We start from the raw sequence: 20835 nt of genomic DNA, 5'->3' as shown, positions 1-20835 counted from the left end.
GTTTACGGCGTGGACTACCAGGGTATCTAATCCTGTTTGCTCCCCACGCTTTCGCGCTTCAGCGTCAGAAAAGGCCCAGCGAGCCGCCTTCGCCGCAGATGTTCTTCCCGATATCTACGCATTCCACCGCTACACCGGGAATTCCGCTCGCCTCTACCTTTCTCTAGCCATGCAGTATCGGGTGCAGTGCACGGGGTTGAGCCCCGGCATTTCACACCCGACTTACGAGGCCGCCTACGCGCCCTTTACGCCCAGTAATTCCGAACAACGCTCGCTCCCTCCGTATTACCGCGGCTGCTGGCACGGAGTTAGCCGGAGCTTCCTCTGGTGGTACCGTCAGTCCTGTCGGGTATTATCCGACAAGGTGTTCGTCCCACCTGACAGGGGTTTACAACCCTAGGGCCTTCCTCCCCCACGCGGCGTCGCTGCGTCAGGCTTTCGCCCATTGCGCAATATTCCCCACTGCTGCCTCCCGTAGGAGTCTGGGCCGTGTCTCAGTCCCAATGTGGCTGATCACGCTCTCACGTCAGCTACCCGTCATAGCCTTGGTAGGCCGTTACCCCACCAACAAGCTGATAGGCCGCGAGCTCATCCGAAGGCGCCAGCATAGAAGAGGCCGGCTTTCACGTCGGGCATCCACTCCCGACGCTGTACGCGGTATTGGTCCAGGTTTCCCTGGGGTATCCCCCACCTTCGGGCAGATCGCTCACGTATTACTCACCCGTTCGCCGCTCTACTAGGTTCCCGAAGGAACCGTTCTCGCACGACTTGCATGTGTAAGGCACGCCGCCAGCGTTCGTCCTGAGCCAGGATCAAACTCTCCATATGAGAATTTGGTTTGAGCGCGCTCGGCCGAAACCGGAACCGCACTCGAGACCTGGTTGAACGCAGAGCACCCCGTCCGGTCGCAAGACCGTCGGGGGTTCACGTTCGGAAATCACTTTGGTTTCCCATCGAGCCACGAGAAGTGATGCCCATGGCTCTCGATCGGGCCCACAAGTCACTCACACCTTCTTGTCAAAAAGCATCGCGGAAGGGCGCACGCCCTCCCGCGAGGACCCCAAGGCTACCCAACCGCGGGCAGCTTGTCAACGTCCCGCGAGAGGCCCGGAGGTCGCCCTGCAGGAACAAAAAAAATGCGGAGGGGTGAGCGACGGGATTCGAACCCGCGACCTCCAGGGCCACAACCTGGCGCTCTGACCACCTGAGCTACGCCCACCGCGTCGTTCGCGCCCCGTCGCGGGGCCGCGAGCGCGACAATCTAGAGGAAAGGCGTGTCCCTTGCGAGTCGCCGGCCGGCGGCGTCGGGCCGGCGGCGTGCGGCGATGCGGTCTCCGTGGTAACGTGCCTCTCTGTAACGAGGAAACCTCCGGAGTAATCGGCGCGTACGAGCGAGCGATGACCGAACAGCCCAACGAACCCGGTCGCGGCGGCCCCGAGGGCCCGGCACCCCCGTACGCCGTGGTACCGCTCGTCGCGGCTCCCCCTCAGCCGCCGGCGGAACGGGCGCCCGAAACGGGAGAGCGGTACTCGAACGGGGTCGGCTTCGCCCTCTGGTGTTGCATGTTCGTCGGGGCGTTCGGGATTCACCGCTTCTACCTCGGGATGTATTTCACGGGGATCCTCTGGCTGCTGACGTTCGGTCTCCTCGGCGTCGGCCAGTTCTTCGACCTCTTCCGAATGAAACGGCTCGTGCGGACGGCGAACATCCGCGACGGGTATCTGCCGCATCCGCGCCTCGCCGCGGCGGCGGAGCCCTCCACGCCGGCGCGGCAGCTCGCTCCGACGGACACCAAGCAGCAGATCCTGCTGAAGGCGGCGCAGGCGAACGGCGGACTGCTGACGGTGACGCAGGGCGTCCTGGCCTCGGGCCTCAGCTTCGATGAGGTGGAGGAAGCGCTGCGGGAGATGGTCGTGAAGGGGCACGTGGATGTGGACAACGCGGCCGACAGCGGCGTAATCGTGTACCGCTTCCCGGGCTTGGCCGGCCCCTTCAAGTGACAGGTCGTCCGCTCCCGCATGCTTCCGAACTCCCGCCCGCCTCGCTCGAAGGGTGGTACGTCCTTCATCAATCGATCGAACTCGACTGGACCGGACTCAAGGGCGCGGATCCGGCGGAAGCCCGGGAGGCGCTGAGCAGCTTCGCCGCATTGGCGGAGCGATGGTCCGGCGCCTCGGAGCCGGGCTGGTCCGGCGTCTACCGCGTCGCCGGCGGCGGGATCGATTTCCTCATTATCCATTTCCGCGACACGTTCGACCGCCTCGTCGAAGCGGTGCGCGAGATGAAGCTCTCCGCCTGGGGAGATCACGTCCTGGTCCGCGAAGAGTACCTGTCCGTGGTGGAGTTGGGTCTCTACGCCCTGACCCGTGAACTTTCCGGCCGGATCGATCCGGCCGACCGCGAGGCCTGGGATGCCGCCCTGGCGGACGCTCTCGCGGAGGAGCGCCGGAAGGAGTACGTGGGACGTCGGCTCGAGCCCAGGCAGCCGGAGCACATGCCGTACGTCTGCTATTACCCGATGGACAAGCGGCGCAATCCGGAACGGAACTGGTACAGGCTCTCGCTGGAGGAGCGGGCGGGGTTGATGGCGGCGCACGGCAAGGTGGGACGCCGCTTCGCGGGCCGGATTCTCCAGGTGATCAGCGGATCGATGGGTCTGGACGACTGGGAATGGGCGGTAACGCTGTGGGCGGCGGATCCGCTCGAGTTCAAGGCCATCATCAGCGAGATGCGCTACGACGAGGCGAGCGCCGACTACGCGGAGTTCGGCTCCTTCGTGGTCGGCAAGCGAATGGCCGCGGCCGAGCTCGGGGGCCTCCTCTCGTCCGTGGCGACGCAATGAGCGCGACAGCCGTCCCGCTCTCCCGAGCCCTCTCGATTCCCGACGTTGTCGCCGTGGCGCGCGGGGGCTCGCAGGTCCGGGAACTCGATGGCGTCGCGCGCGAGCGGGTGGAGGCGAGCCGGAACACGGTCGTGGAGGCGCTCGATCGACCCGGGGCCCGGATCTACGGGATCACCACCGGCTACGGGGCGCTCGCCGGCACTCGCATCGAGGCGACCGACGCGGCACGGCTGTCGTGGAACCTGATCCTCAAGTGTGCGACGGGGACGGGTCCGCCGCTGCCGGAGGACTGGGTGCGGGCGATGCTGCTCGTGCGGGCGAACTCGCTCGCGCTCGGCGCGTCGGGCGTGCGCCCCGTCATCATCGACACGCTCGTCCGGATGCTGAACCGGGGAGTCACGCCGGTGGTGCCCGCCAAGGGCTCGCTCGGGGCGAGCGGCGACCTCGCTCCCCTCGCGCACATGGCGGCCGTCGCGACCCGCTCCCCCGGGTCGGATCCCGATGCGGGCGAGGGCGAGGATCCGACGGCGTTCAGCGGCGAAGCGTGGTTCGAGGGCCGCCGCATGGACGGGGCGAGCGCGATGGCTGCGGCGGGGATCTCCCGCCCGGGCCTGCAGGCCAAGGAGGGGCTGGCGCTGACGAACGGGACCACGATGATGGTCGCGGGCGCCGCGCTCCAGCTCCACGACGCGCGACGTCTGCTCCTTCACGCGGAGATGGCGGCGGCGCTGAGCTTTGAAGCGTTGCTGGCCCGCACCGCGGCGCTGCACCCGAGGCTGCACGAGGCGAACAACCAGCCGGGGCAGATCGGAACGGCGGAGAGGCTCCGGTCGCTCCTCTCCGGGAGCGCGCTCGTCGACACGGACGTCGACCGGGTGCAGGACGCATACAGCCTGCGCTGCACGCCTCAGGTCATGGGTCCGGTTCACGACATGGCCGGATTCCTGTGGGGGCGGGTGGAAGCCTCCCTCAATGCGGTGTCGGACAATCCGCTGATCTTCCCCGCCGCGGGACAGGAGCCGGGCGCGTTCGTGTCGGGCGGCAACTTCCACGGCGCGGGGCCGGCGCTGTGGCTCGACACGCTGGGGATCGCGCTTGCGGACGTGGCAAGCCTGTCGGACCGCCGGATGTTCCGCATGCTGACGCCGGAACTTTCCGCGGGGCTTCCCGCCATGCTCGTGGAGTCTCCGGGGCTTCACGGCGGCCTGATGTCGCTCCAGTACACGGGGGCGGCGCTCGTGTCCGACAACAAGACGCTCGCGCATCCGGACTCCGTCGACTCGATTCCGACGAGCGCGAACCAGGAGGACCACGTGAGCATGGGCGCCAACGCGGCCCGTCACGCGGGCGAGATCCTCGACAACACGCGCACGGTGCTCGCGATCGAGCTGCTCGGCGCTGCGCAGGCGGTCTACCTCCGCCCCGAGGGTCCCGATCGACTGGGCGCCGGCACGCGGACCGTGTACGAGGCCGTGCGGGAGTGCGTGCCTCCGGTCATCGAAGACCGCTCCCTGGCGGAGGATGTCGTGCGTCTGGAGGCGGCGATCGACTCCGGGACGCTGGAACGGGCAGCCGCCGAGGCTCTGGGCGATCTCTGGCCTCCCGCACCACTCTGAGCCCCGGGTGGCTCCTCTGCGAGCCCAACGTGAGCGAGGGGCGCGATCCACTCAGGATGGCTCGCTTCGCGGCCGCCGTCGAGGAGGTTCGCGGCGTTGAACTCCTCCACAAATCGGCCGACCCGGACCACCACCGCATGGTGCTCGCCTACCGGGGGTCCCCGCCCGTCGTCGCCCAGGCGACGACCGCGCTCGCGGCAGCGGTGTACGCGGAGGTGGATCTGCGACGGCACCGGGGCCGGCACCCCCGGATCGGCGCGCTCGATGTCGTTCCTTTCGTGCGCGGCCCGGGTTGTCCCGAGGCCGATGCGCTCGGCGCGTCCCGGTCCTTCGGCGCGTGGGCGGCGGCGCGCTCGGTCCCGGTCTTCTTCTATGAACGGGCGGCGACGAACCCGGACCGGACTTCCCTTCCCGCGATCCGATCCGGGCAGTTCGAGGGTCTCGCCGAGAAGTTGTCGCACCCCCAGTGGAGGCCCGACCTTGGTCCCTCGGCGCCTCATCGGTCGCTCGGCGCCGTCGTTGTCGGGGTACGAGGGCCGCTCGTACGCTTCAACGTGAATCTCGATACGGAAGACCCCGGGCCGGCACGGCGCATCGCGGCGGCGATCCGGGAGTCCGGCGGCGGACTCCGGCATGTCCGGGCGCTCGGAATCCCGCTTCGGCGGCAAGCGTTGACGCAGGTGTCCATGAACCTGACCCGCTACGCGGTGACCGGGATCGATGCGGCGTACGAGCGCGTCGCCGAAGGCGCGCGGGCGGAAGGTGTGAGGCTCGCGGGAAGCGAGTTCATCGGTCCCGTGCCTGCCGAGGCCATCCGCGGCCTCGACCCCGCGCGGCTGGACGCGGATCTCGCGCCGGACCAGATATTGGAGTTGCCGGGGACCCGAGACGGCGGAGAGGGAGGAGAGGCATGAAACCGGCCGGACCGATCCGGGCGCCGAGGGGAACGACGCTCTCCTGCAAGGGATGGCACCAGGAGGCGGCGCTCCGCATGCTGATGAACAACCTCGACCCGGACGTGGCGGAGCGTCCGGACGACCTCGTCGTGTACGGCGGCGCGGGCAAGGCGGCGCGTAACTGGGCCGCGTACGCGAAGATCGTGGAGACGCTGCGCCGGCTCGAGAACGACGAGACCCTTCTCATCCAGAGCGGCAAGCCGGTCGGCGTGTTCCGCACCCACGAGGAGGCGCCGCGCGTCCTCATCGCGAACGCCCATCTCGTCCCCCGCTGGGGGGATGTCGACGAGTTCCGGCGTCTCGATGCGCTGGGGCTCACGATGTACGGGCAGATGACCGCGGGTTCGTGGATCTACATCGGCACCCAGGGGATCCTCCAGGGGACGTACGAGACGTTCGCGGAACTCGCCCGGCAGCACTTCGGGGGCTCCCTTGCGGGGCGGCTCGTGGTCACCGCGGGACTGGGGGGGATGGGGGGCGCCCAACCGCTCGCCGCGACGATGAACGGGGGAGCCTTCCTCGGCGTCGAGGTGCGGGAAGACCGGATTCGCCGCCGCCTCGACACCGGATATTGCGACCGCATGGCGACAGACCTCGACGAGGCGCTGGAGTTGCTCTCCGGCGCCGTGGACCGGCGGGAGGCGCTTTCCGTCGCCCTGCTCGGGAACATCGCCGAAATCCTGCCCGCGCTCGCAGAGCGCGGCGTCGTACCCGACGTGCTCACGGACCAGACGTCGGCGCACGACCTCCGCCTCGGCTACATCCCCGCAGGCCTGTCCGTGGAGGAGGCCGAAGCGCTGAGCCTCTCCGACCCGGACGCCTACGTGGAGCGCGTCCTCGATTCCATGGTGGCGCACGTGTCCGCCATGCTCGCGCTCAAGGCGCGAGGGGCCATCGCGTTCGACTACGGCAACAACCTCCGGGGCCAGGTCGCCGACCTGCGCGGGATGGCCGAGGCCTTCGACATTCCCGGCTTCGTACCGGCCTTCATTCGACCCCTCTTCTGCCGCGGCGCGGGCCCCTTCCGCTGGGCCGCCCTCTCCGGCGACCCCGCGGATATCGCGGCGACGGACGCCGCCGTCCTCGAGACGTTCCCCGAGAAGGAGGCGCTGGCCCGCTGGATCCGGCAGGCGCGCGCGCGGGTGCGCTTCCAGGGCCTCCCCTCCCGCATCTGCTGGCTCGAATACGGCGAGCGGGCGGAAATGGGCGAGCGGTTCAACTGGCTCGTGAAGAAGGGACAGGTGCGGGCGCCCATCGTGATCGGGCGCGATCACCTCGACACCGGCTCCGTGGCCTCGCCGAATCGGGAGACCGAGGGCATGCGGGACGGATCCGACGCGATCGCGGACTGGCCGCTGCTCAATGCGATGCTCAACACCGCCTGCGGGGCGAGCTGGATCTCGATCCACAACGGAGGTGGCGTCGGCGTCGGGTATTCCACGCACGCGGGCATGGTGTGCGTCGCCGACGGAACGACGTCCGGGAGCCGGCGACTGCAGCGGGTGCTCACGGCGGACCCGGGTACCGGGGTCATGCGGCACGCGGACGCGGGGTATCCGGAGGCGATCCGCACCGCCCGCGAGCGCGGGGTCGATCTTCCCATGCTCCAGTAACCCGCCGCTCTCCGCCATGCCGCGCCTCGCGAACATCGGCTGCCTCGCCACCTGCGCGAACCCTTCCGGCCAGGACGACATCGGGTTCATCCGGGACGCCGCGCTCGTGTGGCGGGATGGGATCGTCCGCTGGGCCGGGCGCGCCGAGGCGCTGCCGGCCGAGTACGAGGCGGAACCTGCCTGGAGCGCCGGCGGAGGGCTCGTCATCCCCGGACTCGTGGACGCGCACACCCATCTCGCCTTCGGCGGCTGGCGGGCGGGCGAGTTCTCCGACCGGCTGCGGGGCCGCGACTACCTGGAGATCGCCGCGGCCGGAGGCGGGATTAAATCCACGGTGCGGGCCACGCGCGCGCTCGACGAGGAGGCGCTCCTCGCGCGGGCGGGCGAGTTCCTCTCAGGGATGATCTCGCTCGGGATCACGACGGTCGAGGCGAAGAGCGGGTACGGGCTGGACCTCGAGACGGAACTCCGGCTCCTGCGGGTGTACCGGCGACTCGACGAGACGGGACCGGCACGGATGGTCGCGACGTGCCTCGCCGCGCACGTCGTCCCTCCGGAATGGGCCGCGGATCGGGAGGGCTACGTGAAGCTCGTCACGGAACGGATCCTGCCCGCCGTGGCGGAGGAGGGGTTGGCCGAGTTCTGCGATGTGTTCGTCGAGGATTCGGCCTTCTCGGCCGACGAGGCGCGCCGCATCTGTGAACGGGGAAGCGAACTGGGGTTACGGCCGAAGCTCCACGTGGATCAGCTCACCGGCGGCGGCGGGGCCGAACTCGCGGCGTCGCTCGGGGCCGTGTCGGCGGACCACCTCGAGTACGTGTCGGAAGCCGGAATCGAGGCGCTCGCGGTGGCGGGTGTCGTCGGGGTCACCCTTCCCCTCGCCACGCTCTACCTGAACCAGACTCCGCCCCCTGCCCGGGATCTCATCGACGGGGGAGTCGCAGTGGCGGTAGCCAGCGACTTCAACCCCGGCACGGCCCCATCCTATCACCTTCCCTTCGCCATGACGCTGGCGTGCGCGCGACAGCGAATGACGCCCGCCGAAGTGCTCAAGGGCGCGACGCGCTACGCGGCCCGGGCCGTCGGCCGCGAAGGCGACGCGGGATCGCTGGAACCGGGAGTCGCGGCGGATTTCGCGGTCATCGATGCCCCGGACGTAGAGCACTGGCTCTACCACCTGCGGCCCAACGCCTGCGTCGCCACGGCGGTCGGCGGCAAGATCCGACACGGCGCACTCCAGAAGATTTAGCTGGCGGTGCGGCCGCCGGGTCCGTCGCCCGGCGTCAGGCGTCCGGGTTCGACGCCGAGTCGAGCGAGACCGTGCCCCCGTCAAGCCTCACGACCTCACGGGTCCAGCCGCCGTCCCGTCGGCGGGTGAGACGCAGCATCTCCGTGGCGGCGTCGAGCAGGTCCGCGGCAATGAGCTTTCCTCCGTAGCTCTCCCGGATCGTGGGTACGGGCGTGTGTCCGACGATGTGGGTCCGGGCTCCGAGGCGCTCGAGGACGGCGTCGAGGTGGCCCCCGAGCGTGTCGGAGAGCACGAGGTCCCGATACCAGAGCACGCTTTCCGATCCGAAAAAGAAGTCGTACCGGCGGTAAACCTGGGCGCTGTCGAGCCGGGTTTCGCGCGCGAATTCAAGGAGTAACGCTTCGTCCCGCCATCTCGTGAACAGCGGCTCCGCGATGAAGGTCGCCAGGGTGTCCTGGTACTCCTGGAGCGAATAGTCGACGTATGCCGGACTCACGCCCCCGTGCGCGAGCAGGAGATCGTCCAGTCGGACCAGCCCCGGCTTGGCGGCGATCCAGCGTCCGAGGATGGACCGCTCCGGATCGAACATCGTCTCGTACGGCATGCCGTGTCGGTCGGCGATCATCGCTTCCTTCGGCGCCAGGTAGCGCAGGTCGCCGGTCAGGACCATCGCCTCATGGTTGCCGAGGAGCGTGATGACCCGGCCGCCGGCCGCCTGTGCCTCCCGTTCCAGGCCGTAGACGAACCAGAGGAGGCGGGTGACGTCTTCCCCCCGGTCGAAGAGATCCCCGAGGAAGGCAACCGCGGCGCTGCCGCCCGACCAGCGCAGTTCCGCGTCGATCAGATCGGCAAGCCGGAGCAGCCAGAGGACGCGGTCGAACTCGCCGTGCACATCGCCGAACACGAACACCGAGTCGTGGCCCGTGAGGTCGACTTCCGCGGCCGGCGGCTCCGTCCAGATCCGGCTTCGGTGAAGCGCCGCGGCCGCGCCGACCCCGTCAGGCGGTTCCGCCCCGTATTCGAGCGTGATCTCCGCCGCCCGTACCTGCAGGCGCGCCGCATGCGCGGTTCCCACGTCCGTCTTCTGCTCGGCGACCACTCGCCCGTCCACGGTCGCTCGAACCAGGCCGGGCCGCTCCTCGTCCGTCAGCCAGCGCACTTCGAGGCCGGGGTCGGCGAAGCCGACGTAGAGTCCGTATTCCCCCTTGACCTGCCAACCGTCCTGCCCCGTCCGCGGGGGAGACCCGGCCGGTGCCGTCCCATCGCCGGAGTCGGGCGCGGAGGCGCCGATCCACCCCACCCCCGCCGCGGCGAAGGCACAGCCCAGCAAGCGCGACATCCGACCCCGAAACCTCAGGGGATCAACTCGTAGCGGCCTTCGTCCACCCGCTCGATGAGGCGGACGATGCGCCGGTGCATGGCCCGGATCTCCCGCTCTGTGAGCCCGAGCTGGATCCGCTCCGCATCGCGCCGAACCCCGCGCCCGGGATCGAGATTCTCCGTCGGCTCCACCTCGACGAAGTTCCCATCCCGGATCTCGAACTGAACGAGGACGCCGAATTGCGCCTGCAGCCCCTCGAGCGAGACGCCGCGCAGCCGGTCGATCGCGGAGGCGGGGTAGCGGTCGAGTTGCAGGTCGCGCCACTCCGTGCCGCGGTTGCTCTCCTCGCTCGCGAACGACACGCCGTTGTCGACGCTGAACACGCGGGGCCAGTCGGGATCCATCGACTGCACGAAGTTCCCCTCGTTCGAGTCGCTGTGGCCGATGATGTAGGTGAGGAGGTTGAAGTTCCCGAGCAGACGCTCGTAGACCTCGTCCTCCCCGATCCGGTCGTCGTCGGGCAACTCCTCGGGAACGTCCACGTTGAACATCCAGTACTGGAGCGCGACGAGGGTCATCGGCCACTCGTCGAACGTCCGTTCCGGCGGGTTGGCTGCGCCGGCGTCTCCCGCCCGGGCAACGGTGGCGCGGACGACATCGAGGGGAAACGCCCGGATCGCGGTCGGAGGGACGACCATTTGCCGCTCGTCGAGGAACAGGGCCTGGGTGTCGTAGGCCGCCAGTTCGTAGCGGGGCCGGTTGTTGAACTCGTCGGCGCCCTCCCGGGCCGGGGCGTACTTGACCCCGAGCACGTGGTCGCCGGATTGCAGCGTCACGCGATACGTGCGCTCGCCGGGAAGACCGCGGGACGGCTGTACGCCGAGGACCTGGATTTCCCCTTCACTGAGGATCCTTTCGATCTCGGCGATGGGGAGGAGGAAGTTCGCGTCCTGTGCCGCCACCGGGGCCGGCGCCGCAACGGCGGCCGCCGCCGCGAAGATGACCAGGGCGCGAAACGGACCGGCGCGTCGCATCGTGGCGCATCGCATCATTCGGAAGCCTCCCTCCGGGCGGGACCCGTGGGCGGCCGAAGCGGGAGGTCCACGTCGAACGTCGTCCCGCGTCCCGGCTCGCTCTCGACCGAGATTTCCCCTCCGTGCTGGTGTACGATCTGGAGTGTGATCGCGAGACCCAGCCCCATCCCGATCCGCTCGCCCTTGGTGGTGAAGCCGGGCTCGAAAATCTCCTTGATGACGTCGCGCGGGATGCCGCGGCCCGTATCGGCGACGCGGACGCGCGCGTGGTCCCGTTCGGCGCGCGTCCGGATCGTGAGTACGCCGCCGTCGTGCATGGCCTGGGCCGCGTTGTGCACGAGGTTCATGAACACCTGGTTGATCCGGTTCGGGTGACACACCACCAGCGGCATTTCCCCGAAGTCCCGGACGACCTCGATCTCCTTCAGCTCGTGCCCCAGAAGGGCCAGCGTGCCCTCGATCCCTTCGTGAAGGTCCACCGGGCGGGGCTCGGAGGTCGTGGGGCGCCCGAAGTTCCGCAGGTTCCGTACGAGATTCACCATGCGTTCCACGGCGATGCCGTTCGTTCGCAGCACCGACTCCGTGGCCCGCACGACCCTCCGAACTTCGTCGAGTTCGTCCGGCGTGACGACTTCGTCCTCGAGGATCTCTCCCAGCTTGAGGAGCGCGCGTTCGATGACGTGGTGGTTGCTGTTCAGCGCGCCCAGCGGAGTGTTGAGTTCGTGCGCGATCCCCGCGACCAGCATGCCGAGCGTCGCGAGCCGGGCCTGCGTGATCTCCCGGGCCGTCGGCCCAAGTCCCCCCTCGTTCAAAGGAAGGCCTGGATCCAGCGCTGCCGGAGGCCGGCGAGTTCGTCGTTCGCCGCCTCGAGTTCGGCCATGCGCTCGGTCAACTCGCGGAAGAGGAGGCTGCGCTCGACGCCGTTGCGGATGGCGAAGGCCAGCACGTCGTTGTCCCACGGCTTCTCAAGGTACTGGTAGAGCCCGGCCTCGTTGATCGCGAGGATCGCGTTTTCCTTGTCGGCGTAGCCGGTGAGGAGGATGCGGGTCGCCTCCGGCCTCATGCTGCGGGCTCGCGAAAGGAACTGAACGCCGTCGAGGTCGGGCATCATGAGGTCGGCGACGATCGCGTGGACCGGCTCCTCCTCCAGGTGCTCGAGCGCGGCGCGAGGGGACGTGAAGGGGAGCACGAGGTGGTCCGTCTCCAGCTCCAGGAACCCCTGAATGGCGTCCACGACCATGTCCTCGTCGTCGACGACCATCACTGTACCGGCGTCCGGTCTGATCTCATCCATGTCGGATCATGTCATCGCCAGGCCGCGAACGCGACTCGCGAGGCCGCGGAGGAGGTCGAGACCGAGTTCGGGGTGGTCGATGAGCAGGTCGCGAAAGTCCTCCCGGGTGATGCGCAACACGCGGGTGGACTCCACGGCGTGCGCTTCAACGAGACTCGGATGTTCGTCGATCAACGCCCACGTGCCGAACGCCTCCCCATCCGTGAGGGAAATCGATCCCTCCCCCTCCCCCTCGAGCGAAACCTCGCCGTGGATCACGAGGTAGAGGGCGTCCGTCGGCTCCCCTCTGCGGATGAAGACCGCGTCCGGCCGGACCTCGACCTCCCTCGCAATGGAGGCGAGGAGCGCGAGTTGCCGGCTCTTCACGCCCGAAAGGAGATCCACGCTCTGCAGGCGGAACACTTTCTCGATCAGTTCCATCTCTTCCTCGTCTCGCTCGTCCCCCGGATCCAGTGCGGGGGTCTGTGTCCGTCGCGCAAGCCGGCGGACCAGCCGCGCCAGTGCCGGTTCCGCCGGCGAGAAGCCGCGGAGGGCCTCGTTGGTCGCCTCGCGATCGGTCTCGAAGGACGTCCAGAGCGCGCACCTCGCGATCCAGGCGTCCTCATCGTCCCACAGCTCCCGCAGAAGCTCTCCCGCCTCGCGCGATGGTCCCTGCGGGGCCTCCTCCGCGAGCACCGGCCTGAGGTCGGAGAACGTGCGGTGCCCGACCGTGGTCTCGATCCATTCCAGCGCGTTCGCGCGGCGGCGCGGCCGTCCGCTCTCGAGAGCCAGGTAGCTGCGCCGCATCGGCTGTTCGGGATACACGAGCCCGAGCCACCGGAAGACGCTCGCCCGCCGGTCTCTCCTCGCCTCGTCGAGCGCCCGGAAAAGCAGCGTTCGGGGCATAGACGTGGGCAGGCCCTCCAGTGCGGCGGCGGCTCGGGCGTAGCGCCCGGACGCCTGGACCTCGCGCTCCACGGCTTCGAGCACCCTCTCCGCCGGAAAGGCGAGATCATCGTGCTGCGTGCGCAGCCGGTGGAGCGACACGAGGGCCTGGTCGTCGAGCGCCTGTTCGGTTTCGGGCAGCAGATAGGAGGTGATGAGGGCGTCGATCGTCGCGGGCGTCGCGATCTCGCCGAGCACGCTCGCCACGCCCCGGCGCACCCAGGGGTCGGCGGCCGGGTCGGAGAGCGCCGCAAGCAAGGGCGTCACGATCTCCTCGCCCCGCCCCGCGAGGCCGGCGCGAGCCGCGCTCCGGGTCCGGGGGCTCGCGAGAGCCGCGATGGCCGCCTGTACGAGAGCGGGCTGCGGAAGCCGGGCTGCGCTGCGCGCGGCCGCCGCCGCGACATCTTCCCGCGGATGGGAGATGAGTTCGACCAGGATGCGCTCTACCGAGGGATGGCCCGGGACGAGCCCCGCCGCCATCGCCAACTCGCGGGCGCCGGCCCCTCCGAGCGTCCCCGCCTCGTATCGCCGCAGCAGCTTCTCGAAGCGCGGGGTCGCGATGCGTTCGGACCGGGTGGCGTCGAAGTCGCTGAAGAGGCAGTCGAAGGCGGCGGAGCGGGCGTTCGTCGACTCCGAGTCGAGGAGGGGGATGAGGACATCGCGGGCACGCGGCGCGGCCTTCAGGGCAAGGAGCCGGGCGGCGGCCCGTCGCACAGCGGCATCCGGATCCTCGAGCCGGGCCCGCACCGCCTCCTCGTTCGAGAGGTCTGGCGCGCGCGACAGCGACCGGAGCGCTCGCGCCCGAAGGCGGGGGTCTTTGTGCCCCAGGAGGCCGTAGAGTTCCGGGGAGAGCGCCCCGACATCCTCCGGTGTGGCGCCGCGCAGGAGGTCGAAGGCGAACGCGACTTTCAGCGGCCGCTCGTCCCGGAGCGCGTCCCGCGCGAGGGCCAGCGCACCCACATCCGTCATCGACACGAAGGTGCCGCGCAGGCTCGCGAAACGCCCCTCGAAGGACTGGGCCAGACTCGTGACGTACGACTTTCGCACCTTGAGGAAGGCGAGCAGCAGGACGCCCGCCAGAGCGACTGCGACGATCCCGAGGATGATGAGCCGGCCCATGATCGAAACGCTGGCGAGAAGGAGCGAGGGGATTGCGATGAGCACGCCGGAAAGCGCCTTCCCCAGCCCTTTCTCCACCGCCACATCGATGTACGACTTCGCTTTGAGCTTGATGTCCTCCGGGACGGGTACGTAGAGGATCTCGCGGCCCGTGCGCTCGGCGGAATAGCGGAACGTCTTCTCCGTCGTCCGGGCTCCGACGGCGACGGCGAGCGCGGCGGTGGACAGCCACACGGCGGCGGCGAGAGCCCCGGTCGCGAGGATCACGGCCACCGGGAAGATGATGACGGCGACTGCGGCGCCCCAGTGGCGCAGGACCGGGCGCAGCGCGAGGAGGACGACGATTGGAAGCCATTGCGTGAGGACGTCCACGAAGGCCAGGAATCCGGCGATCGAGGCCAGATCCGTGAAGACCTCGCGGGTAAGCGTGTTGTACTGGTAGTCGATGAACTGCTTGACGACGATCGTCAGGAGCACCGTGGCCGCGATGAGCCGCACCTGCGGGTGCGCCGCCATGCGCCGCAGGTCGCTGCGCTCGAGCTCGGGATCTTCCGCGTGCGCGTACTCGGACGGCGGCTCCGGCGGCTCCCGGGACCAGACGAGCGCGAGGCCGCCCGCGAGCACGAGAAGCGCGGCACCCGCCACGAGAAGCAGGTTCTCGGATGGCCCGCCGCCCGAGGTGAAGACGGTCGTGAGGAGCGCGCCGAGCGTAGCCCCCGCCGAGCCCGAGGCGATGACGACCGGATAGGCGCGCTTCGCATCGCGGGCGTTGTAGAAGACCTGGGTGGCGATGTAGAAGTGGGTGACGAGCGAGGCCGCCAGCACGTCGTACCAACCGTAGAAGACAAGCCCGAACCACGCCTCCCCCGGTTGGTAGAGGAGGCGGAAGGCGACCATGCTGAGGGCGAAGAACGCCGCAGTCAGCGGGATGAGGCGACGCCAGGAGATGCGGTCCGAGAGGAAGTTGTAGAACGGCGCGACGACGACGACCGCCGCGCTGATGAAGTACACCTGGTAGAAGTCGCCCGCGGCGAGTCCCGAGAGGGCGAAGGCGCTGCGCAGCGGACGCAGGATCCCGATGACGAAGAGGACGAGCGCCGCCAGCCCCATCATGGCGAACAGCTTCCCCGCCCCGGGGCGCCGCGCGAAGGGGCGTCGGAGCCTCACTCGGAGTCCATCACCGCGCCGCGGCGACTCTGGCCGCCGCAAGGATTTTTGCCACGGCCTCCCGCATGGTCCATCTTTCTGTCCTTCGGGGCGTGGCGCAGTCCGGTAGCGCACCTGCTTTGGGAGCAGGGGGTCGCCGGTTCAAATCCGGCCGCCCCGATTGGACTCACGCGTTCTCGAGGTCACCAGCACCTCCCTTTCGATCCATCCCCTCGCCCGCCGGATCGCCTCCGCTCGATGGCTCGTCGCCGTCTTCACCGCCGCGGGCAGCTCCGCGTAGGTACGGTGGTGGCCCTCCGGGACGAAGAGCGGGTCGTAGCCGAAGCCGCCCGAGCCGCTCGGCCGGCCTGCGATTCGGCCGCGCACGACCCCCTCCACGACCTCGTGGCGCAGATCGTCCGTAAGCGCGACCGCGCAGCGATAGTGCGCCCCGCGCGCCCCGTCGGCCACGTCCGACATGCGATCGAGCAGCCACCGGTTGTTCGCCTCATCCCTCCCCCAATGCTCGACCCATTCGGCCGGGGCGAAGCGCCGGGTCCGCACGCCGGGGCCGCCCCCCAGGGCGTCCACGCAGAGGCCGGAATCGTCCGCGAGCGCGGGGAGGCCGGAGCGGCGGTGAAAGTACTTTGCCTTGGACAGGGCGTTGCGCGCGAAGGTATCGAAGGGTTCGAGGTCGTCCTCCTCCTCGTGTTCGGGAAGGCCGAGATCCGCCGGGCCGAGCAGCCGGACGGGAAGGTCGGCGAGGAGACCGCGAATTTCGCGGAGTTTGTGGGCGCTGCGCGTGGCAACGAGGACCGGCGGCGGGTTCAGTCCGCCCAAAGACTCTCCGCCTGGAGACTCTCCGCGAACTCCGGGTAGACCTTCCACAGATATCCGCCCATGACGAGCGCCGCGAGGATGTTTCCGACCAGAATCGACCACCAGGCGAGTTCCTCGAGGATCCAGCCGCCGAGCATCGCGACCATGGCGATGAAGAAGACCTCGAAGACGACGAACAGCACGATGATCCCGAGGGCCAGCGGCGGGAACCTGGACACCTGTCTCGCGAGGCCCGAGACCGCGACGCCGAACAGAACGAAGAACGCGAAGTGCGCGAGCGTGTACCCGACGACGGGCGCAAAGGAGATCTGGACCGCGGCCGGCGTGGGGGCACCGCGGAAGAGGACCGTCGCCAGTGCCGCCGGCGTATAGAGGGGCTGCCGGAGCACGGAATCGATGATGAGGAACCAGCACGCGACGACGAGAGCGCCGAGGATCCCCGCGTAGATGCCGTGCCGCGTCACCCGATGCGTCTGGAGGAAGTTCATCATCCCCACGATGCCGGGTTCGGAACTCACCCAGTGCATGTGGGTGAACATCACGACCCCCGCAAGCGCGTTCCCGAAGAAGACGGCCGGCCATCCCGGCGCGGACATCACGAGTCCGGAAGGGGTCCGGATGAGTCCGATGTAGAACGCGAGCGAACACACGAAGAGGCCGTACAGCGCACCGATGAACACGTTGCGCGGGAGGCCCGCCCACTGAACGAGTGCCGCGGCGAGCATCCCGAGCCCGGCCCAGGCGGTGAAGTGAATGAGGGTGAAGCCCGCGACGATCCCCATCGTGGCCTCGATCTCGGCGCGGCTGATGATCGCCCCCCAGAGGAAGGCGGGAGTCTGCAGCGGCGTCCCCTGCCCGAGGTCGTAGAAGTAGAAAAGCACGGCGAGGACGAAGCCGCCCAGCAGCCCGCCGACGAGTCCGGCCCGGATCCTGCGCCTGAGCGTCAACACGCGGAGTCCGGGTCGGCCGCGCGGGCCGCCTCCCACTTGCGCTGCTCTTCCAGGGCCCTCTCGACCTCCTGCTGGCGCTGCCGGCGGCGCGCCCGGAAGATCCCGCCTCCGATCACGACGAGAAGCAGGTAGGGCATCGCCGCCATGAATATGAACATGAGGACGTATCCCGCCTGTTCGTCCGGCGTATGCTGCATCTGCGGGGCCGCCGCAAGGGCGGCGAAGGTGTTCAGCACGGCTGCTACAGCTTGTCGAGGACGAGTACCGCCATCAGCAGTGGAAGATACAGGATCGAGGCCCGGAACAAACCCCGGGCGTTCGCCGGCGTCGCGGCGCGGGCGAACCGGAACGCGGTCCACAGGAAGCCCGCCCCGAGGACGAGCGCGACCGCGAAGTAGACGACACCCGTGAGGCCGAGGACGCTCGGGAGCAGACTCACGGGGATCAGGGTGAGAGCGTAGAGCAGCGCCTGGCGACGCGTCTGCCGGCCCTCGAAGTCACCGACGGAGAGCATGCGAAGCCCCGCCGCTTCGTAATCGTCGCGGAGAAGCCACGCCAGGGCGAGAAAGTGCGGCAGCTGCCAGACGAAAAGGATCGCGAACAGCGCCCAGCCGCCGGGGCCGAACTGCCCCGTGGCGGCGGTCCAGCCGCCGAGGACCGGCAGCGCGCCGGGCACCGCGCCCACCACGGTGGAGAGCGAGTGCACGCGCTTGAGCGGTGTGTAGACGAAGTCGTAGGAGATGAAGGTGGCGAGGGCGAGGCCCGCCGTGACCGGATTGACCGCGAGCCACAGCCAGACGATCCCCGCGGCGGCCAGAGCCCCGGAGATGACCGTGGCGGGCGGCGTCGCGAGGCGGCCGGCGGGCAGGGGCCGCGCGCGGGTTCGCACCATGAGCGCGTCCACATCCCGCTCCAGCACCTGGTTCATCGCGCTCGTCCCGGAAGCGACGAGCGCCACGCCGGCCATGGCCTGCGCGAACAGGGCGAAGTCGAAGCTCGCCGCACCGAGGAGGAAACCGGCGGCCGCGCTCGCGACTACGAGCGCCGTGATGCGCGGCTTCGTGAGTTCCAGGTACGAGGAAAACGTCCCGCGAATCGAGTGGACCCGTCCCGGGATCCCGGCGAAGGGGATCCCGCGGGCCTTCAGAAGACTCCCTACCTCCATGGCGAAGTCGCGCCTACACGTACTCCATCATGATCGCGATGATCATGATGGCCACGGCCGGCAGCGGCGCCAGCGCCACCAGCCGCAGGCGGTTGGGTTCGAACTTCAGGTGCATGTAGTAGAGCGCGACCAGCAGCGCCTTCCATCCCGCCATGATGAGCAGTGACGTCACGATCAACCACTTTGCGATCGCCAGGTAGACCACCCCCACCTCGAGGGCCGTGAGGATGGCCAGGTACAGCCAGATGAGCATGTACTTGGGATGCTCGTGCCCGTGATCGTCCGCCGCGTGTCCTCCGGCTTCACTCATTCGTTCGCTCCGTAGCTCTCGGCCGCCCACTGCCAGGGGACGGCTAGATCAGGTATACGATCGTGAACAGGATGATCCACACGAGGTCGACGAAGTGCCAGTAGAGGCCGAGCACCTCGATCCCGTGCGTGTTGTCCGCCCCCCAATGCCCCTTGTAGGCACGGATCGTGGCCCACGCGAGGCAGATCACGCCCAGCAGGACGTGGAAGCCGTGAAAGCCCGTCATCGTGAAGAACGTGGCCCCGTACAGCCCGGACGCCGGCGTGAACCCGTGGCTCCCCTGCCAGGATTGGTGTAGCACGAGCTCCGTGTACTCGTACACCTGCACGCCCAGGAAGGTGGCACCGAGCAAAGTCGTCGACAGCAACCAGAGCTTGATCCCCCTCTGGTCCCCCATCTGCGCGGCCGCGAACGCCTTCACCATCGTCACGGAACTGCAGATGAGGAGGAAGGTGTTGAACGCGGTTATCATGACGGCCAGCACTTCGTTCGGCTCCGCCCATGTATCGGAGGCCCCGAACCGGAGCACGACGTACGAGCCGATGAGGCCCGCGAAGAACATCACCTCCGAGCACAGAAACACCCACATTCCCACCTTCTGGGTGTAGACATCGAGTCCTCGCTCGGGGACCCGGCCTGCGGTCGCGGCGTGTGCCATCTCGTCTGTTCCCTTCTATCCGATTAGTGGCTGCCGGCAGCCGGACTCACGACGTCCGGTCGCTCGTTCTGTGCCAGCCAGTCCTTGTCGTCCACGTCCGGGTGGCTGTATTCGTGCGGCCCGTGGTAGACGACCGGGATCTCCTCCCAGTTGCCGTGCTTCGGAGGCGAAGGCGTCTGCCATTCCAGCGTCGTCGCATTCCACGGGTTCGCCCCGGCCTTCTTCCCCTTCTTCAGGCTCCAGAAGAAGTTGAACGCGAACAGGAAGCCGGACGCGAAGAGCCCGAACGCCGCCCACGAGATGAGGGCGTTCGTGTCCTCGATCCCCTGCAGGTGCGCGTAGCCGGTGGAGTCGTAGATGCGCCGCATCATCCCCACCATCCCCACGCCGTGCATCGGGAAGAAGACCACGTTGAAGAGGATGAAGGTGAGCCAGAAGTGGATCTTCCCCATCGTCTCGTCCATCATTCGGCCGAACATCTTCGGATACCAGAAGTAGATCGCCCCGAAGAGCGCGAACAGGCTCCCGCCGAAGAGCACGTAGTGGATGTGCGCGACGATGAAGTACGTGTCGTGGATGTAGATGTCGACCGGGGTCGAGGCCATGAAGACCCCTGACAGGCCTCCGATCGCGAACATCGCGACGAACCCGATCGCGAAGAGCATCGCGGAGTGCAGCTGGAGGTTCCCCCGCCACATCGTGCCCATCCAGTTGAACGTCTTGATCGCGGAAGGCACGGCGATGAAGAGCGTCGAGACCGTGAACGCGAGTCCCAGCGTCGGGTTCATCCCGCTCTGGAACATGTGGTGGCCCCACACGATGAAGCCCAGGAAGGCGATCGAGACGAGCGCCAGGACCATCGCCTTGTACCCGAACACCGGCTTCCGCGAGCCCACGGAGAGGATCTCGGAGGTGAAGCCCATGGCCGGGAGGATGAGGATGTAGACCTCCGGGTGGCCGAAGAACCAGAACAGGTGCTGCCACAGGAGCGGCTGTCCGCCCCCCTCGGGGAGGAAGAAGCTCGTTCCTATGGTCTGGTCGAAGATGAGCATGATCCCCGCCGCCGAGAGCACCGGCATGGCGAGCAGCGCGAGGATCGCCGTGATGAACAGCGACCAGATCGTGAGCGGCATGCGCATCCAGGTCATGCCCGGCGCGCGCATGTTGATCGTCGTCGTGATGTAGTTCACCGAGCCGAGGATCGAGGAGAGCCCGATGAAGACGAGCGCCACCAGCCACAGGACCTGTCCCAGGCCTACGCCGGTCAGGTCGGGACGGGCGCTGAGCGGCGCGTAGAGCGTCCACCCGGCCCCCGCCGCGCCTCCCAGCACGAAGAAGCTCGCCAGGGTGAGGATCCCGGCCGGCACCATGGCCCAGAAGGAGAGCATGTTGAGCCGCGGGAACGCCATGTCGTGCGTCCCCAGCTGCAGCGGGATGAGGTAGTTCGCCCACACGCCCACGAGCATCGGCATGATGGCGAGGAACACCATCACCGAGCCGTGCATCGTGACAAGTGCGTTGTAGAACTCCGGCAGGATGTACCCGCTCGCCACCATCGTCTCCGGGAAGATCCCGCCGAGCGGCAGTTCGCCCCGTGCCGGCCATGCGATCTGGTATCGCATGAGCATCGCCAGCAGTCCCCCGATCATGAGGAAGAAGAGCGTGTAGATCAGGAACTGGATCGCGATGACCTTGTGGTCGGTCGAGAAGATGTACTTGCGCAGGAACGACTGCTCGTGCTCCTCGTGCAGGATCGCCTGCCCGGTCGCCTCCGCTACGATCGTCGCCATATCAGCC

Annotated in this window: 18 protein-coding genes, 2 tRNA genes and 1 rRNA gene; 7 read left to right on the top strand and 14 right to left on the bottom strand. The window is 68.5% G+C overall.

Annotation, left to right across the window (positions count from 1 at the left end):
• Positions 1–828: ribosomal RNA gene (locus RN729_RS03650) — 16S ribosomal RNA — on the bottom strand; the annotation flags it as partial.
• A gap of 317 nt (positions 829–1145) precedes the next feature.
• Positions 1146–1219: transfer RNA gene (locus RN729_RS03645), tRNA-His, on the bottom strand.
• 179 nt (positions 1220–1398) lie between these two features.
• Between RN729_RS03645 and RN729_RS03640 the strand changes: the two genes are divergently transcribed.
• The 6 genes from RN729_RS03640 to hutI are packed head-to-tail and all read left to right on the top strand — an operon-like array spanning position 1399 to position 8277.
• On the top strand, positions 1399–2001 hold the full coding sequence (locus RN729_RS03640) for a TM2 domain-containing protein (RefSeq protein WP_310782319.1): 603 nt from the start codon (positions 1399–1401) through the stop codon (positions 1999–2001).
• The gene (locus RN729_RS03635) at positions 1998–2843 is read left to right on the top strand and encodes a chlorite dismutase family protein (RefSeq protein ID WP_310782318.1); all 846 of its coding nucleotides are present in this window, start codon (positions 1998–2000) and stop codon (positions 2841–2843) included. The genes RN729_RS03640 and RN729_RS03635 overlap by 4 nt, the downstream gene beginning before the upstream one ends.
• On the top strand, positions 2840–4459 hold the full coding sequence (gene hutH, locus RN729_RS03630; protein WP_310782317.1) for a histidine ammonia-lyase: 1620 nt from the start codon (positions 2840–2842) through the stop codon (positions 4457–4459). The genes RN729_RS03635 and hutH overlap by 4 nt, the downstream gene beginning before the upstream one ends.
• Complete coding sequence (ftcD, locus tag RN729_RS03625; RefSeq protein WP_310782322.1) at positions 4438–5373, top strand: glutamate formimidoyltransferase; 936 nt, start codon at positions 4438–4440, stop codon at positions 5371–5373. The genes hutH and ftcD overlap by 22 nt, the downstream gene beginning before the upstream one ends.
• The gene (gene hutU, locus RN729_RS03620) at positions 5370–7028 is read left to right on the top strand and encodes a urocanate hydratase (RefSeq protein ID WP_310782316.1); all 1659 of its coding nucleotides are present in this window, start codon (positions 5370–5372) and stop codon (positions 7026–7028) included. The genes ftcD and hutU overlap by 4 nt, the downstream gene beginning before the upstream one ends.
• Before the next feature lie 16 nt (positions 7029–7044).
• Complete coding sequence (gene hutI / locus RN729_RS03615) at positions 7045–8277, top strand: imidazolonepropionase (protein ID WP_310782315.1); 1233 nt, start codon at positions 7045–7047, stop codon at positions 8275–8277.
• A 34-nt stretch (positions 8278–8311) separates the two neighbouring features.
• On the opposite strand, the gene RN729_RS03610 is transcribed toward hutI, so the two are convergent.
• Genes RN729_RS03610 through RN729_RS03590 form a run of 5 tightly spaced genes read right to left on the bottom strand, consistent with a single transcriptional unit; the run spans position 8312 to position 15136 of the window.
• On the bottom strand, positions 8312–9607 hold the full coding sequence (locus RN729_RS03610; protein WP_310782314.1) for a metallophosphoesterase: 1296 nt from the start codon (positions 9605–9607) through the stop codon (positions 8312–8314).
• Between the two features lie 23 nt (positions 9608–9630).
• On the bottom strand, positions 9631–10650 hold the full coding sequence (locus RN729_RS03605; RefSeq protein ID WP_310782313.1) for a hypothetical protein: 1020 nt from the start codon (positions 10648–10650) through the stop codon (positions 9631–9633).
• Entirely contained in the window at positions 10647–11444 is a 798-nt protein-coding gene (locus RN729_RS03600) for an ATP-binding protein (RefSeq protein ID WP_310782312.1), read from the bottom strand. Before RN729_RS03600 ends, RN729_RS03605 begins: the two co-directional genes overlap by 4 nt.
• The gene (locus RN729_RS03595) at positions 11441–11926 is read right to left on the bottom strand and encodes a response regulator (protein ID WP_310782311.1); all 486 of its coding nucleotides are present in this window, start codon (positions 11924–11926) and stop codon (positions 11441–11443) included. Before RN729_RS03595 ends, RN729_RS03600 begins: the two co-directional genes overlap by 4 nt.
• Positions 11927–11932: 6 nt before the next feature.
• On the bottom strand, positions 11933–15136 hold the full coding sequence (locus RN729_RS03590; RefSeq protein ID WP_310782310.1) for an Npt1/Npt2 family nucleotide transporter: 3204 nt from the start codon (positions 15134–15136) through the stop codon (positions 11933–11935).
• A gap of 86 nt (positions 15137–15222) precedes the next feature.
• On the opposite strand from RN729_RS03590, the gene RN729_RS03585 reads away from it, so the two are divergent.
• A tRNA-Pro gene (locus RN729_RS03585) sits at positions 15223–15296 on the top strand.
• Here RN729_RS03585 and RN729_RS03580 read toward each other — a convergent pair.
• Genes RN729_RS03580 through RN729_RS03550 form a run of 7 tightly spaced genes read right to left on the bottom strand, consistent with a single transcriptional unit; the run spans position 15278 to position 20828 of the window.
• A complete protein-coding gene (locus RN729_RS03580; RefSeq protein ID WP_310782309.1) occupies positions 15278–15955 on the bottom strand; it encodes a non-canonical purine NTP pyrophosphatase in 678 nt (225 codons plus the stop codon). The genes RN729_RS03585 and RN729_RS03580 overlap by 19 nt on opposite strands.
• A complete protein-coding gene (locus RN729_RS03575) occupies positions 15943–16902 on the bottom strand; it encodes a hypothetical protein (protein ID WP_310782308.1) in 960 nt (319 codons plus the stop codon). Before RN729_RS03575 ends, RN729_RS03580 begins: the two co-directional genes overlap by 13 nt.
• Positions 16899–17141: a hypothetical protein gene (locus RN729_RS03570; RefSeq protein WP_310782307.1), complete on the bottom strand. Its 243-nt coding sequence runs from the start codon at positions 17139–17141 to the stop codon at positions 16899–16901. Before RN729_RS03570 ends, RN729_RS03575 begins: the two co-directional genes overlap by 4 nt.
• 5 nt (positions 17142–17146) lie before the next feature.
• A complete protein-coding gene (gene cyoE / locus RN729_RS03565; protein ID WP_310782306.1) occupies positions 17147–18070 on the bottom strand; it encodes a heme o synthase in 924 nt (307 codons plus the stop codon).
• Positions 18071–18083: 13 nt separating this feature from the next.
• The gene (locus RN729_RS03560) at positions 18084–18380 is read right to left on the bottom strand and encodes a cytochrome C oxidase subunit IV family protein (RefSeq protein ID WP_310782305.1); all 297 of its coding nucleotides are present in this window, start codon (positions 18378–18380) and stop codon (positions 18084–18086) included.
• Between the two features lie 43 nt (positions 18381–18423).
• On the bottom strand, positions 18424–19038 hold the full coding sequence (locus tag RN729_RS03555; RefSeq protein WP_310782304.1) for a cytochrome c oxidase subunit 3: 615 nt from the start codon (positions 19036–19038) through the stop codon (positions 18424–18426).
• Between the two features lie 23 nt (positions 19039–19061).
• Positions 19062–20828: a cbb3-type cytochrome c oxidase subunit I gene (locus RN729_RS03550; protein WP_310782303.1), complete on the bottom strand. Its 1767-nt coding sequence runs from the start codon at positions 20826–20828 to the stop codon at positions 19062–19064.
• Positions 20829–20835 lie beyond the last annotated feature (7 nt).

The sequence above is a fragment of the Candidatus Palauibacter polyketidifaciens genome (assembly GCF_947581785.1).
Classification (GTDB): domain Bacteria; phylum Gemmatimonadota; class Gemmatimonadetes; order Palauibacterales; family Palauibacteraceae; genus Palauibacter; species Palauibacter polyketidifaciens.
This window is presented reverse-complemented; position numbering and strand designations above follow the sequence as displayed.

Coding starts and splice junctions, on each gene's coding strand:
- RN729_RS03640 (WP_310782319.1), top strand. CDS start 1,399: ATGACCGAACAGCCCAACGAACCCGGTCGCGGCGGCCCCGAGGGCCCG.
- hutH (WP_310782317.1), top strand. CDS start 2,840: ATGAGCGCGACAGCCGTCCCGCTCTCCCGAGCCCTCTCGATTCCCGAC.
- hutU (WP_310782316.1), top strand. CDS start 5,370: ATGAAACCGGCCGGACCGATCCGGGCGCCGAGGGGAACGACGCTCTCC.
- hutI (WP_310782315.1), top strand. CDS start 7,045: ATGCCGCGCCTCGCGAACATCGGCTGCCTCGCCACCTGCGCGAACCCT.
- RN729_RS03605 (WP_310782313.1), bottom strand. CDS start 10,650: ATGATGCGATGCGCCACGATGCGACGCGCCGGTCCGTTTCGCGCCCTG.
- RN729_RS03595 (WP_310782311.1), bottom strand. CDS start 11,926: ATGGATGAGATCAGACCGGACGCCGGTACAGTGATGGTCGTCGACGAC.
- cyoE (WP_310782306.1), bottom strand. CDS start 18,070: ATGGAGGTAGGGAGTCTTCTGAAGGCCCGCGGGATCCCCTTCGCCGGG.
- RN729_RS03560 (WP_310782305.1), bottom strand. CDS start 18,380: ATGAGTGAAGCCGGAGGACACGCGGCGGACGATCACGGGCACGAGCAT.
- RN729_RS03555 (WP_310782304.1), bottom strand. CDS start 19,038: ATGGCACACGCCGCGACCGCAGGCCGGGTCCCCGAGCGAGGACTCGAT.
- RN729_RS03550 (WP_310782303.1), bottom strand. CDS start 20,828: ATGGCGACGATCGTAGCGGAGGCGACCGGGCAGGCGATCCTGCACGAG.